Annotated in this window: 10 protein-coding genes; 8 read left to right on the forward strand and 2 right to left on the reverse strand. The window is 63.0% G+C overall.

Going from position 1 to position 14,251, the window contains the following annotated elements:
• The first annotated feature begins 172 nt into the window (after positions 1–172).
• Positions 173–448, forward strand: a complete 276-nt coding sequence (locus tag B4N44_RS15140; protein WP_296702454.1) for a hypothetical protein — start codon at positions 173–175, stop codon at positions 446–448.
• A complete protein-coding gene (locus B4N44_RS15145; RefSeq protein WP_296702457.1) occupies positions 445–972 on the forward strand; it encodes a hypothetical protein in 528 nt (175 codons plus the stop codon). Before B4N44_RS15140 ends, B4N44_RS15145 begins: the two co-directional genes overlap by 4 nt.
• Before the next feature lie 66 nt (positions 973–1,038).
• On the opposite strand, the gene B4N44_RS20025 is transcribed toward B4N44_RS15145, so the two are convergent.
• Complete coding sequence (locus tag B4N44_RS20025) at positions 1,039–1,584, reverse strand: hypothetical protein (RefSeq protein WP_422664317.1); 546 nt, start codon at positions 1,582–1,584, stop codon at positions 1,039–1,041.
• Positions 1,585–2,497: 913 nt separating this feature from the next.
• Here B4N44_RS20025 and B4N44_RS15155 point away from each other — a divergent pair.
• From B4N44_RS15155 to B4N44_RS15180, 6 genes are all read left to right on the forward strand, one after another.
• Entirely contained in the window at positions 2,498–2,875 is a 378-nt protein-coding gene (locus B4N44_RS15155; RefSeq protein ID WP_296702461.1) for a hypothetical protein, read from the forward strand.
• On the forward strand, positions 2,872–5,376 hold the full coding sequence (locus B4N44_RS15160; protein ID WP_296702463.1) for an Hsp70 family protein: 2,505 nt from the start codon (positions 2,872–2,874) through the stop codon (positions 5,374–5,376). The genes B4N44_RS15155 and B4N44_RS15160 overlap by 4 nt, the downstream gene beginning before the upstream one ends.
• Positions 5,377–5,403: 27 nt before the next feature.
• Positions 5,404–6,861, forward strand: a complete 1,458-nt coding sequence (locus B4N44_RS15165) for an ATP-binding protein (RefSeq protein WP_296702466.1) — start codon at positions 5,404–5,406, stop codon at positions 6,859–6,861.
• Between the two features lie 3 nt (positions 6,862–6,864).
• Positions 6,865–8,511, forward strand: a complete 1,647-nt coding sequence (locus B4N44_RS15170; protein ID WP_296702469.1) for a hypothetical protein — start codon at positions 6,865–6,867, stop codon at positions 8,509–8,511.
• A 5-nt stretch (positions 8,512–8,516) separates the two neighbouring features.
• A complete protein-coding gene (locus tag B4N44_RS15175) occupies positions 8,517–9,719 on the forward strand; it encodes a hypothetical protein (RefSeq protein ID WP_296702471.1) in 1,203 nt (400 codons plus the stop codon).
• Positions 9,720–10,212: 493 nt separating this feature from the next.
• Positions 10,213–10,590 carry a hypothetical protein gene (locus B4N44_RS15180; protein WP_296702475.1) on the forward strand — a complete coding sequence of 126 codons (378 nt, stop codon included), beginning with the start codon at positions 10,213–10,215 and terminating at the stop codon, positions 10,588–10,590.
• Between the two features lie 311 nt (positions 10,591–10,901).
• Here the strand turns inward: B4N44_RS15180 and B4N44_RS15185 are convergent, their stop codons facing one another.
• Positions 10,902–14,246 (reverse strand): Swt1 family HEPN domain-containing protein, encoded by a 3,345-nt coding sequence (locus B4N44_RS15185; protein WP_296702477.1) that lies wholly within the window; start codon positions 14,244–14,246, stop codon positions 10,902–10,904.
• Positions 14,247–14,251: the final 5 nt, after the last annotated feature.

The raw sequence follows: 14,251 nt of genomic DNA on the forward strand, positions 1-14,251 counted from the left end.
AACACAAGTCGGACAGGCTCCTAGCCGCAGACGATGATGGTGCGCTGCTGGTGTTGGGCGACACCCCCGCGCTTTACCTCCCCGTTATCCGCCGTCGCAAGCGCGCACTGCTGGGCTTTTTGTCGAGTCGCGCCGATTGGCTCGAAGACATCGGCCTACGGGAGCATCAGCCATGACCACTACCAAGCCCACGTTCACCCTGGTCGAGCCCGACCCCGCGCCGATCCCTCGCGACGAACACGGATACCCGCGCCGCCCCTACATCGCCGCCGACGAGTTCTATTGCGCGTGGGGATCGGATGAAAGCTCGTTCGGAGAGGTTGCGGGCCTTCCTTGGGACGAAGCGGTTTCGATCTTCCGCCAATGGTGGGTCGATCGCCAAGCGCAGGCCGAACGGCAAGCCGAGATCCGCACCCGCCGCGCCACGATCCGGGAGGTTTCAAAATGAGCGACACGAACGACTACTCGCTCGACGAGGACGAGCGCAACCCCGGCTGGATGTCGCGCCTCGGCAGCGGTTACGTCACGAACCCGCCACCGCGGTACCGGCCCGAGCCCCCGGTCGATTGGCCCCTGGGCCCGCCCCCCGTGCGCTGCGTGGATTGCGCGCGATCCAAGGAGATGCGGTTCGGGTTCTGCTCGGTCGCCAACAAGCGCGCAGCCGGCCTTGCCCATTGGCGCCGGTGTGGATCATTCGAGCCGCGCCCCGCAGCGGGGAAGGATCGCCCCGCGGAAAAAGGCGAAAAACGGCCCACATCGGCCCCGCCGAGACCCGAGCTTCCGACGCTGCCCCTTCACCCGGCGATGCGTCTACGCGCCGCCCTGGTGGACCAAGGCGCGATTCACCTGCTCGCCGAGCTAACCGCGCTCGACGGCGGGCGCGTCGGCGTGCGGCTGGCTCCCGACCTGACCGACGGCGAAGTATTGGACACCCTGAGGTGGATCGCGTGGATTCTCCGCTCGGACCCGTAACCCCGAATCACACCCTAAGGCGCTACCCCTGCGATCACCGAGCAACGAGGCGAGACAATGACCACTTCAAAGACAGAGCCGGCCCACGAGCGCACCCTCTGATCGAGCCCAGAAACAACAGAGAAAAACCCGATGCAATTTCAAAAAGGTAAATCCGGCAACCCCCGCGGCCGACCGCGCCGCACCGACACTGAAGCGGCCCTTCGCCAAAAGATCCGCGACAATCTGCCGGGGATCGTGGATGGTCTCATCGCGCAAGCACAAGCAGGTGACACGACTGCGGCCAAACTCATCATGGATCGTGCCCTGCCGGCCCTGAAGCCGCTGGATTGCGCCGTCGCGCTCCCGCTGGCCGGCGGTCTGTCCGAAGCCGGTCGTTCGGTCCTCGCGGCCCTCGGCGAGGGCAAAGTGACGCCCGAGCAAGGCGCCCGCATTTTGGGCGGCATCGGAAGTCTGGCGCGTATCGTCGAGACCGATGAACTGATCCACCGAATCGAAGCGCTGGAGGCCGCAGCCAATGGCAAGCCCACTGAGTAAGCGTGTCAAGACCTTGGAAGAAGCACGGGAAGACCCCGAGCAGACCGTCGACTTGTTCGGCTGCAAGCTCACCATGACGAGGCTCCATGAAATCCTCGCCGACCTGCCGCAGCGATCCATCGGTCCAAAGCCAGACCCATCAGGAGCCCGCATATGTCTATCGCCCTAACACGCCGAGTGGAAGCGCTGGAGAATCGCATCGGTCCCCAGGCGGTGCTCGTGCTCCGCTCCTGCGAGGCTTGCGGCCAAGCCGTGGCAACTGATGACCTTGGTAGTCAGTGCGGCAGGCATCCGCTCCTCGCCGTCCCCGAGGACGCGACCGTGGTTCGGATCCGGTTTATCGCGTCAGCGCAACGTTAGCGGGAACCGGCCATGGAAGGCGCAACCGGCGCTGGCGAATCGTGCGGCATCAGGAGACGGGCCGACTCCTTCGGCATCAACGCAAGACACGCAGGATCAACATTTGCATGTCGATCCGCAGAATGCGATCGGAACTAGCGATAATTGCGCAGTGTACGGCTTGATAGTCTCCGCATCGGCATGACCAAGCAAAGGATAACCAGCCATGGAAGCAAACCGCACCAGACTGATCGGCAGGCGGATTCGGGAGAAGGGCATTCACTCTCCCATACCGATCTGTCCGATCGGGCCGCCGGACTTGTCACTCCCTCACGGCTTGCGACTTTCAAGCGCTGGATTCGGTGCCCTGGCATTGATAAAGCCGAGGCTATCGCCGGAGCTTTCGGCGACGTTTCCGCAGCTTGGCTACTGCCTTTGAATGACAACAGTACTGGGCGCAAGGCACGTCCTGACGGTGGATAGTTGACCGTAGCTGATTTGGGTGCGCTCACCGCACCCGACGGTCTCGGCGAGCGCCGCACGATCCGGCGTTCGGGCTTCGCGCGACACTTCGAACCATTGTCGGCACGCTCCGGATTGTCCCAGCACCAACGGTTGTCCCTTTCGAACAGTAATGGAGCGCGTTCAGATGGCAGAGGGAAACCCACTTGGCGGGCAGCCGGATCTGGCGAAGTGCCTACTCGATATGGCCGTCGATTCATGGAGGTTCGGTCGGCTGTTCGAGCGAGCCCTGAGCGCGCTCGACGCGGGTGAGCAGAAGCGGTACCTGGCCCAGTTTCGCTGGTTTCAGCGCCGAATGGAGGAGTCGCTCGGCGAGGCCGGGATGCGATTCGTCAACATCGAGGGTCATCCATTCGATCCCGGGATGGCAGCCACGGCCTTGAACATCGAGGAGTTCGACGCGGGGGACGCCCTGGTTGTCGATCAGATGATCGAGCCGATCGTCATGGGTCCCGAAGGCATCATCAGAACAGGTACCGTGACGCTGCGGAGGATGGAGACATGAAAACCTATGTCGGCATCGACTTGGGGACCACCAACAGTGCCGTCTGCTCCTACAACGGCGAGGACCTTCGGATCTGGAAAAGTCCCGAACAAAATGACGTAACGCCGTCGGTCATCTACCTTGATCGGCGCGGCAATAAGCACATCGGCAAGCGCGCTTACGATTCGGCACCCCATAGCCCGGACAACGCGGCGATGCTCTTCAAGCGTTTCATGGGCACGAGCACACCCGTCACGATGCCGGCGGTCAATCTTACGATGACCCCCGAGGAGTGCTCCGCCGAGGTGCTGAAAGTCCTGTTCGGCTATCTTCCGGAGGAGCTGCGCAACGATCCCGAGACCGGCACCGTCATCACCGTCCCGGCCGCCTTCAATCAAATGCAGAAAGACGCGACCATGCATGCTGCCGAACTGGCAGGGGTAGGTAAGGTAGCGCTGATGCAAGAGCCCGTTGCCGCGGTCATGAGCGTGATGCGGACTCGCAAGACGGACGGCGCCTTCGTGATCTACGATCTTGGCGGAGGCACGCTGGACGTCGCTATCGCGGAAAGCCTTGCGGGACGCGTCACGCTTTTGGCGCACGGCGGCATCGCCATGTGTGGGGGTCGCGACTGGGACCGGTTGCTGGTCGATAATGTCGTCAAGCCTTGGCTGTTCGAGAACTTCGATCTACCGGAAGATCTGTCCGCGAACCCGACCTATAAGACCCTGATGCGGCTTTCCGCATGGGCGGCGGAGCGCGCGAAGATCGAGCTTTCGTCACGCGAAGAGGCCGTGATCAACCTGTCGGAAACCGAGACGCGGATCCGCGACCAAGCAGGGTCGGAAATCTACCTCGACATCGCCTTGGACAGAAGCGCCCTCGATCGGCTGATCGACAGCCAGATTGTGCAATCCGTCGAGGCGGCCCGCGAGACGCTCGGGCAAGCCGGCTTGAGCGCACACGATATGGAGAGAATCGTCTTCGTCGGCGGGCCGACCCACTATAGGCCGCTTCGGGATAAGGTCTCGTTCGAGCTTGGAATTCCCGCCAGCACCGAGGTCAACCCGATGACGGCGGTCGCCGAAGGCGCCGCGCTCTTTGCCGAGTCCATCGACTGGAGTTCGAAGAGCCGAGGGCGTAAGAGCAATCGCGGCAAGCTCTCGTCGGCCGGCAAGCTGGATGTCTCGTTCAACTATCTCGCGCGCACCCCCGAACCACGCGCGAAGATCCTGGTTCAATTCTCCGGGATGGTGATTGCCGGGGCCGAGTTCCAGATCGACAGCCTCGAGACGGGTTGGACCTCGGGTCGCATCCCGCTCGCGAACGGGGCATCGATCGATGTGACATTGGCCAAAGACGGGGAGAACGCCTTCAAGGTGTTTGTGTTCGATGCCGCGGGTGGACCCGTGACGCTGGAGCAGGACAAGATCCTCATCACCCGGACCACGGCGACCGTCGACGGCATCCCCGCTTCCTACTCGATCGGACTCGAGACCCTTGAGAAGCTCGGCGGTCGGACCGTCTTGCGTTGGTTGGTTCGTGCGGGGGGGCGTCTGCCCGTCAAGGGTAGCTGTAAACTCAAGTCGACCGAGTCACTCAAGGCGGGTGCGACAGGGTCTCTCAACTTTAAGCTCTGGGAAGGGGACATCGAGGATCCGATTCACGACAACCGCTTTATCGGGACCATGAAGATCGCCGGCTCGGATTTTGATGATGGCGTTATCCCTGCGGGCGCCGACCTGGTTTGTGACTTCGAGGTTCTTGACTCCGGCAACATCGTTTTGGAAATCTCCATTCCAAGCATCGGCGGTACGTTTAACTCCACCCAAGCCGGGCACAATTTCTATTCGCGGCAAGCCGGACTCATCGATTTTTCCACCGCCGCGGTCCGAATGTCCGAGGAGGGTGATGCTACCCTCAAGCGTCTGAACGAGATCAACGAGGTCGTGGATCACCCCAAGCTTGACCAAGCACGCGACAAGCTGGAACAGGCGGTGAACTTGGACCCGGAAGAGCCGGATCACGAGAAAGTGCTGGAGGCCGACCAGAATCTGTGGTCGGCGCGTCGCCTGATTGCGCAGGTGCGCCAAGAGCACCTCAAAGACATCCGTCGGATCGAGCTGGACGGCATCGCGAATGTGTTCGAAGCGCACGTTCGGGAGCACGCCCGCCCCTCCGAGGAGCGCAGTTTCGACAACCTGCTGCGCACCGCTCAACGGGAGATCGAACACAACGGCAAGGGCTTCGAGACCTATATGGACGAGCTGAGGAGTAAGTGTTTCGAGATCCTCTGGCGCCAGGATTGGTTCGTGGTCGAGAAATTCCGACACATGGCATCGCACCCCTACCACTTCTCCGACCTTAAACAATTCAATGCGTTGGTTTCAGAGGGTACGGCCTCGATCGGCGCCGACGACATGGGCCGTTTGCGTCAGGTCGTCGGGCAGCTCGCGCAGATCCAGGTTTACGCTGGCAGCGACAGCGAGATGTTCGATGCGGTCAACATCATCTTGGGGTGAGTGATGCACAGGGAGCGATGGTTGCCGATGCGCTACGCGTTGCCCGACGGGACGCGGCTCGGGGCGCTCCAGGGGTGTGGTCAGGACTGGCAACTGTATCGGGTCGATCGACATAACCGGGTGTTTGTCGCCACGGCGGCGCTGGCGGAGCGGTGGGTCTCCTGCGGTCTGTTGTCGGAGTCGGCCTTCATTCCGTTCGGTTTCGAGTCCGTGTCGTACGCGGCCATCCACTCGGGACCCGATCAAACACTGGCCCCCGTCGATGCCTTCACGTCACCGGACACCAAGGCCGACGCACTCGCGTTCTCGGTGAGCCTGCGCGAGACACGGCTGATCGCGCCGGATGTGCCATTGCAGGATGCCATCTATTTGGAGCGCCTGTCCCGACTCCTGCCGACTTGGACAGTGTCGGAGACGTTGGACGACGGTATTCTGCTCGGCCGGTGGCTGACTGGCGGCGTGGCGGTATCCGCCACCTCGTTCCGGCGGTTGGCGAGCTTGCTGGGTTGGTTGCCGAAGGCGGATGTGAAAGACGTGGTCGAGGCCGGCGGCTTGGCCGTATCGGACGATAGCGGCGGCTTCACGGCCGGCGCGCTCGTAGGTGTCCGAACCCGCAGGGCAGCCGACGCCCAAGCGCGAGTCGATCGCAGGGACTCCGACCCGGATGGCGAGAGCACCGCAGCGTCTGCAAACGCCGCGCGGGTCTTCCGGCTCCCCGGCCGACCGCATCTGGAAGCCTTCTTCAACGAGCATGTCATCGATATCGTTGCCCATGCCGAGCGGTATCAAGCCCTCGGGATCCATTTCCCCACGGCAATCGTGCTGCATGGGCCACCGGGATGCGGGAAGACCTTCGCCGTCGAGCGGTTGGTCGAGTTTCTGGACTGGCCGTTGTTCAACATCGATTCGAGTACCGTGGCCAGTCCGTACATCCACGAGACCAGTCGCAAGGTCTCGGAGGTGTTCGACCAAGCCATGGATGCATCGCCGGCGGTCATCGTCATTGATGAGATGGAGTCCTATCTGTCGGACCGACAGCTGCATGCCGCGACAGGGCTGCATCATGTCGAGGAAGTCGCCGAGTTTCTGCGCCGGATCCCGGAGGCGACGGATCGGCAGGTGCTGGTCATCGGCATGACCAACCGCCTGGAGATGATCGACCCGGCGATCCTGCGCCGCGGGCGTTTCGATCATGTGATCGAGGTCGGCATGCCTTCGCAAGAGGAGGTCCATTCGCTCCTGCTGGCGCTCCTGGCGAAGATCCCGGTCGCCCCGGCCTTCGCGGTAACCGGCGCGGTCGAGGCATTGACCGGGCGGCCCTTGTCCGACGCTGCCTTCGCCGTTCGCGAGGCAGCACGACTGGCTGCGCGATCCGGCAACCACGCCTTGGATCAGGCGAGCATGGATGCAGCCATTGCGCGCCTTCCGCCCGCCGAGCAGGACGGATCGACCCGCCCGATCGGATTCGTTTGGGAACCGAACTGAACCATGGACATCGAGCAGAATCCGTTTTTCGTGCTCGGGGCCACGACGCGTGATGATCGCCACCGGATCGAGAGCTTGGCGGAAGAAAGGAACCTCCTGTCGGACGAGGACTCATGGATGCATGCGCGGGCCCAGCTGGTCCACCCGATCAAACGGCTGACGGCCGAGCTCGGCTGGTTCCCCGGGCTTGCCCCCGGGCGGGTCCATGACGCGTTGGACCGGCTGAGGACCGATCCCATCGGTGTTCGGGACCTGCCTGGTCTGCCCGCTTTGGCGCGCGCGAATCTGTTGGCCGAGGGTCTGGTCGCAGGAGCGGAACGCCTCGGCACCGACGAAATCGCCGATTGGATCCTCGAACTCGCCCGGGCGCATGAGTCGATCGAGCCCCGGGAGGTCATGACATGGATCAACGAGGATCGCGGAGTCGCAGGATTCCCACCGGTCGCCGACTCGCAAGTTCTGGAAAAGCAGCTGCAGGAGCGGCGGCAGGCTTTTCGCGCCGCGCTCAAGGACGCGTTAAATCTTCGCTCCACCGTCGATCTCGTCACCGTCATCACCCGGGCGGTTGCCGCCGGGACTCGCAACGGAGAGGCCCACGGGCCGATCTTGATGCACGATCTAGTCGATAGTTACCAGATCGAAGCACAGGCGTTTTTCGAGCAGGAGACCGGGAATGTCGAGAAGCTCGTCGAGACGATTCGAGCGGCAGCCGGCCAAGCGGAGGACTCGGCGGCCTTAACCTCTTTGGTGTCCGAGTTGGAGCGCGTGGTCCGTAACTGGGACTTCGTGGCGCAGCCGATTCAGCTCGCAGCCCGCAGTCAAGGCTTGGACCACGCGGAGAGTCATGCGCTCGCGGGCAATGTTCGGGACTTGGCCATCGAGTTGTTCAACCGGCATGATCATCTCGATATCGCTCGGCGGTTGACCGGACTTCTTCAGGACGTCTTTGCCGAAGTTGACGAAGTCCTTGAGCAGCTCACGAAAGACGCGGTGGTCCTGGATCGGATCGCGGAGGAACGGACCACGCTTCTGCATCAGAACAAGGCCCGAGACGCTCGATGGAGACGCGAGATCACCTACGAAGCCGAATCGGGCGGATTGTTCAAGCACAAGATCAAGATCTCTCCCGACGGCGTCGAGTGGAAGAGCCAGCGCATGCCGCTCGAGCAGATCTCCCGTGTCCGCTGGGTAGGAACCCGGCATTCCGTGAACGGCGTTTCCACCGGCAGCACCTACGTGATTGTTGTCGGTTCGACCACTGGTGAGATCCGTGTCGAGCTCAAAGAGGGGAGGATCTACAGCGAATTCGTCGAGCGGCTTTGGAAGGCAGTAGGTTCACGGCTTCTGATGGAAATGCTCGAAGGGTTCAAGCATGGGGAGAAGTATCGATTTGCAACGGCATCATTTGACGACTTCGGAGTCGAATTAAAACGTCCACACCTATTTTCGGAAAACGTTAAGGTTCGTTGTCGATGGAGCGAGGTCGTCATCGGCGGTGCAAACGGCGGATTCTATGTGGCGAAGAAGGACGAGAAGAAGGTGTCGGCGCATTTTTCCTATCAGGATGACGACAACGCCCACGTACTTGAAGCCGTCCTCAGGACTGTCCTCAAGCGAGGCGTTTCGAGCGCCAGCGACCTGCTGATTTGAAGGGTATGGAAGCGGTAAGCGGCGATTCAGGCGATCGGCGGGCACGGGAAAATGCCGTGGGGTTTTCCGGATTGTCGTCTTTGGTGTCCAAGGTGGACACTTCGGCAATCGTCGAGGTGTCGAATCCGCCTAGGTCCGATCACGTTGCGGAAGTAGGCACACTCGAGCCGCAACGTCCGATTAGCCCCGGACCGCGCTCGACAGTCGCGACGACAACGGTTCCCCGAACCACCTCGCAACCCGCACCGAAAAATACAGAACGCGCCGGCACCACCACCGACAAGGCCAAGGGACAAAAACCACCTTCGGTGTTGAAGGGTGTGCTGTGGCTCATTGGTGTTTTTGTAATTTTTGTGATGCTGGCTGACCTGATCGACAATAGTCAAAGCGAAAACGCCGGAACACGGACTTCTACTCCGAGCAACACGGCGCCGACAGCTGCAACTCAAAGCGTCCCAAGCCTCGAATTCAAATTCCCGCCCATCGGCACGGGCCATCATCTCAATGTTTCCGAGATCCGGTGGTGCCTGCGCGAAGACATTTGGATCGAGGCACAGCGTCCGTTGGCGACGACCAACTCGGAAATCGATCGTTTCAACGCGATGGTCGACGATTACAATCGGCGATGTGGGAGCTACCGATATTACGATGACGCATTCAACCGTGCCAAGCGGGACGTTGAGAGTCTCCGTTCTGCGATCGTTACAAAAGCTCGATCCGAACCCACGGGATCATCCACATCGCCGTGGGAGCCGCACAACGCGTCATCTGCGATTTCCCCATCGTCGGTGGCGTCTGAACGACGGAATGTAACTCTGCGAGGATGGACGTCGGATCGGAATGCGGCGCAGGTGGGACCGAGCGGTTCGTATTCGGAAGATGGAATCGGTGTCAACTTCCCGCTTGACGGCAGTACGGCTCGGCTTGTTGCATGCACGAGTAACTACGATTCACATGGACTCGGTTCAATGCAGTTTGAAATCAAGGTGGATGATAATTTGGTCCAAAGCGGAATCGGGGAAGCCATCACGGGTAGTGACAACTGCTGGAATCTGGCGCTATCAACGCAGGCGCTTCGGGGAATCAAGGCAGGTCGTCTAATGATGGTGCGTCTGAGCAACGCAGTGACCTTTCGGGTCGATTTGACCGGGTCTGCAAAAGCGCTAAACACGGCCTGGGATTATGTTGAACAACGACTATCGAGATGAGTCGGCATCGCGGCCGGGCGCAGCGGGACGACGCGTCGGCGAGCACGCTCAGCATGTCGCCGTTAGGCTCTTATCTCACCAGGAGCTGGTCGGGTACTGCCCCTATCGCCGACGCGCTCCCCCTGCTCGGGCGCACATGAGTACCCCCGAACGTCTGATAGATTTGGCCGAAATCGAAACGTTCAGGCGGTGAATCGACCGGGGCACTGAAGCGTCTACGGGTGAAGGATCTTGCCCGTCGGGGAGAATTCCGAGCATCGCCGCACGTCTATGTCACACCCTAACGTAAACGTCCCCGAGGGCGCACTAGTGCGCCCGGGAAGCGTTCGCGCGAGCTGGGAACGGATTGCAATGACACGGGCTGACCGATCCGGCCTTGCCTTTCCCGTCACGTAACGCATAATCGGGACACCTCGAATTACCGTAACGTGACGTCATGACCGCACCCCTCCAGACACCGAAACCGCGTGGCCGGAAGCCCTCCGGCGCAGCAATGACGGCCGCCGAACGCCAGAAGCTGTACCGGGAGCGCCAGAGGGCAAAACTCGCCGAGGCGTCGGCCATCCCGTTACGTGACGAGAAGGCCGATGCGAGCATCGCGGAGCTGAACCGCACGCTGGCGGAGGCGCTGGAGGAGGTCGCGCGACTGAACCGGGAGAACGACGCCCTTGCCTATAAGGTCGATCGGCTCACCCGCGACGTGAAGGCCGGCGAGAGCGAGAACACCCGCCTGCGCAAGCGCCAGGACGAGATGGTCAAGGATCTGGAGCATCTGCGCAGCCGAGTAGCCCGCTGGAAGGCCCAAGACGGCACCGAAACCGCCGTGGAGCCGGTCCGCCCGAAGACCAGGCGGAGAAAGGCCGTCACGTAACGGGCTTCTGATCGGCCGCATCAAATCTCAGGCGGCATCGGCGACATGGCAGAAGATGACCCCCGCGGCTTGGTGGGTAGACGCGACTGTTCGAGACGATGGTCTCGACCCGACTTCGACCCGCTCCGCAGGGGTAAAGGAACGGTAGCCCATCGGCTGAGATCCTGCCAAACGGCAAACCCCCGGTCGAGCTGGCGCTTCCCCTCGCTTACCCGCCGCTCGATCGCTCAAGGTTGAGCACGAAGATCCGCACGAAGATCTCCGCCTCGGATCTCGCGCACCTCGGGCGAGCCCTGCTTTTACCCGCTGTGCTACTCCTGCTCGAACCCCTGACTCGTAAACTTCAGCGTCCGGCAATTCTCGGTCACCGTGCGCACCACCTGATCCGGCGCGCCGTCGGGCATCTCGGCCTCGATCTCGATGGTCACCGTCACCTTGGCATGAACGAGACCATCCAGATGCGCGATGACCTCTTCGGCGATACGCCCGGCGTCGCGCCCGACGCGGGTCGCGTCGAGAAGGGCGGTGCCGTGGAAGCGCTTCGGCTTCGCCGCCGCCGGGGGCGGGGTGTTCTCGCCCGGCGTGGGCTTCTCGGGCGCGACCACCGTCGGCTTGTCCACGCCGCCGGGGTGCGGATCAGTCCGCCCGGGCTCCGGGGCGGTCGGACGCTCGGCATCCATCTGACGTGCGGCCACGTCGGGTTTGACCAACAGCCCCGGCGCTTGGCTGTCGACCAAGGTCAGCATTTGCCCCGCGCGCAGACCCTGATAACGGCCTGCTTCGGCATCGTATCCGTCGGCGAAGGCAAAGCCATCCTGAACCCAGGTCAGCAGGTTGACCCCGTCGCTCATGGCGTGGAGCAGCACGCTCGGGTCTTTTAAACGCGGCAGGTAGAGATAGCGTGCGAAGTCCTCGACCAGTTGCTTGACCTCGACATGATCGCCGCGCCAGAGGGGAATCCGGTCCAGGTCCATCTTCAGGCGGGTGGCGCCGAAGCTGGTCAGGTACAGCTCGTCGGAGCGCAGCTTCTTGCTGACCCGCACGGCCAAGGCGTCCGGGACGCTCAAGCGGCTTGCCTCCCAGGTGACCGGCGACTGCGGGGTCGCTTGGACCGGCACCAGCAGCCATTGGTAGGTTTCCGGAATGCGGGCGAGCATGGTGCTCTCGGCCACACCACGCTGGGTCTCGGCTTGGGTGACCTGATAGGGCGTCAGATCCAGGTGCGTGCGGTCGGCAAGGATGGACTGCCAGGCCAGGTATTTGCGCGCCGCCTCGTCGAGATCCTGCAGGCGGGTCTTATCCGCGGCCAGGAAGACCAGGGTATTGCGATAAAGGCGCGGGCTGGTGCCGCGCGTTTCCAGGATCGCCTTGGCGGCGACCTCGGCGGCGCTGTCGGGCGTCTTGGCGTAGGGCTGACCGATGCCCAGCACCACCAGACGTGCGTCCAGATCGTCCGGGACATCGGCGCTGGTCTGCGGCATCGGATGGATGCGGGTGAAGGCACCCTTGTCGGTCAGATCCTTGCGCAGACGTTGCTCCAGCTCATGGGCAACCTTGTCCGGCTCGCGTTTGAACTGCTCGGCACGGTCCTCGGCGAGCTTGGTCACGGTCGGCTGAGTCGAATACCAATAGTGCGGCCCGTCCTGATAGAGATAGGTCGCGGCGGCAGCCATGCGGCGCAGGGCATCGCCGAACACCGCCGGAGACTCGCCCGGCATGACGCAGCCGAGCTTCACGCGCCGGTCCTCGATGCCCTTGTGCGCAGCCGCCGTGGTCGGTGCAGAGCCCATGTAAACCGCGCGCGCCACGCGACGGCAGGCCGAGAATTTGCCCAGATTCGGCAGCTCGCTGTCGAGCTTGAGCGGCAGGGAGCTGGGGCCGTCGACGTCCTTCTCGATCACCGGCACCCAGTTGTCGGAGAGATAGCGGGTCAGCTCCGACTGCACGCGCGCGTCGTCGATGGCGACATTGGCGGGCAGGATGAGCGGGTTGCGGTCCCCCTTCTCCCAGAGGCTGTGGATGACGGCGGCCATCAGACGCAGCACGCCGCGGGTGCGCTGGAATTTCACCAGGGTCGACCAGTCGGTATAGAGCCGGTCGAAGACCTCGGGATGAATCGGATAGGCGGCCTTGAGCCGCTGCTCGTAGCCGGTCTCGCGACACTCCGGCGGAAACTCGGCCTGCTGGGTGCGGTACAGCTCGGCGAAGGCGCGTGCGGTCACGTCGCGGTCTTTAAAGTGCACCGGATCGGTGATCGGCTGGAACAGGCGTCGCCGCACGATCTCGAAACCCTCTTCCGCCGTGGCCGGGCGCCAGGAGGATTCGAGCCGTCCCACGACATTGCGCAGCCGGTCGAGTGCCTCGCGCCCGCGGGTGCCGCCGACCTCCACATCGTCCGAGTGCGAATGGGCCGTGCCCGAGGTATCGGACGCGGGCAGGCTGATGACCAGCAGGCAGTTGCGCGCCAGCTTGGCCGATTCGGTCAGCACTTGGGCGAAGCTGAACTGGGTCTCGAAGCCGCCGGCCGGCAGATCGCTCTGATCATGGAGCTGGCGGGCGTAGGCGACCCACTCGTCGATCAGGATCAGACAGGGGCCGTAGTCGTTGAACAGCTCGCGCAGCACGTCGCCGGGGCTGGTCGCGTTCGCGTCGTCGGCCGCGACGCGGGCATAGGCTTCGGGGCCGCCCAGTTGCCAGGCCAACTCGCCCCAGAGGGTGCGCACCACCGTACCGTCGGGTTTCACCGAGGGGTTGCCGGGCGAGATCTTGTTGCCGACCAGTACGACGCGCCGCGCCGTCGGCAGACGGTCGATCCCGGCGGCGGCCATGAGGGCATCGACGCCGGCGAGACCCGCCCCGAGGATGCCCGACACCAGGTGATAGAGCGCCAGCATCGCGTGGGTCTTGCCGCCGCCGAAGTTGGTCTGCAACTGAATCACCGGGTCGCCGTCGCCGACGATCAATCGGCGCAGCGCCCCGATCAGCATCGCGCGCAGGCTCTCGGTGAGGTAGGTCCGACGGAAGAACTCCTCCGGGTCGCGGTATTCAGGCGTGCCTTCGCCGAGATGCACCTGCCAGAGGTCGGCAGCGAACTCGGCCTGCTGATAGCGCCCGCTCGCGACGTCCTCGTGCGGCATCACCACCTCGCGCCAGGGCTTGAGGTTGCCGCTCGCGCCGCTCTCGATGGCAATCCCGGCCGACTTGCGCTTCTCCCCGCGCGCCTGTTCGTCGAAGCGCACCCGCAGCAGCTCCATCTTCATCTTGTCGACATCCTCGGCCTCGGGGGCGGAGACGGCGGACAAGAGACGCTCGACGGAGTCCAGCCCACGGTAGGCGTCGTCGCCGGAGAAGAGTTCTTGGTGCGCCCAACGGTTGCGCACACTGATGATCTCGTTGACCAGACTGCGCTCGGCCTTGCCGAGGATATGGCGAAAGACCTCGCCCCATTTGCGATCCATGATCACCAGCATGGCGGCGACGTCCCCGGTGGGATCGCTCTTGCCGTCGTTCAGACGGGTGTCGGCCAGAATATCCTTGGCCTCGAAGGCCCAGCCCTCGCCGTATTTGGCCTTCAGCTCACGCTCGACAAACGGCCCGAGGCCGGCCTTGAGCAGGGTGAGTGATTTGCCGACGCGTTCGTAGTTGGTGATGGCCATGTTGC

The organism is Thiocapsa sp. UBA6158, from assembly GCF_002423035.1.
Lineage (GTDB): Bacteria > Pseudomonadota > Gammaproteobacteria > Chromatiales > Chromatiaceae > Thiocapsa.

Coding starts and splice junctions, on each gene's coding strand:
- B4N44_RS15140 (WP_296702454.1), top strand. CDS start 173: ATGACCACTACCAAGCCCACGTTCACCCTGGTCGAGCCCGACCCCGCG.
- B4N44_RS15145 (WP_296702457.1), top strand. CDS start 445: ATGAGCGACACGAACGACTACTCGCTCGACGAGGACGAGCGCAACCCC.
- B4N44_RS20025 (WP_422664317.1), bottom strand. CDS start 1,584: ATGGTGAGCTTGCAGCCGAACAAGTCGACGGTCTGCTCGGGGTCTTCC.
- B4N44_RS15155 (WP_296702461.1), top strand. CDS start 2,498: ATGGCAGAGGGAAACCCACTTGGCGGGCAGCCGGATCTGGCGAAGTGC.
- B4N44_RS15160 (WP_296702463.1), top strand. CDS start 2,872: ATGAAAACCTATGTCGGCATCGACTTGGGGACCACCAACAGTGCCGTC.
- B4N44_RS15165 (WP_296702466.1), top strand. CDS start 5,404: ATGCGCTACGCGTTGCCCGACGGGACGCGGCTCGGGGCGCTCCAGGGG.
- B4N44_RS15170 (WP_296702469.1), top strand. CDS start 6,865: ATGGACATCGAGCAGAATCCGTTTTTCGTGCTCGGGGCCACGACGCGT.
- B4N44_RS15175 (WP_296702471.1), top strand. CDS start 8,517: ATGGAAGCGGTAAGCGGCGATTCAGGCGATCGGCGGGCACGGGAAAAT.
- B4N44_RS15180 (WP_296702475.1), top strand. CDS start 10,213: ATGACGGCCGCCGAACGCCAGAAGCTGTACCGGGAGCGCCAGAGGGCA.
- B4N44_RS15185 (WP_296702477.1), bottom strand. CDS start 14,246: ATGGCCATCACCAACTACGAACGCGTCGGCAAATCACTCACCCTGCTC.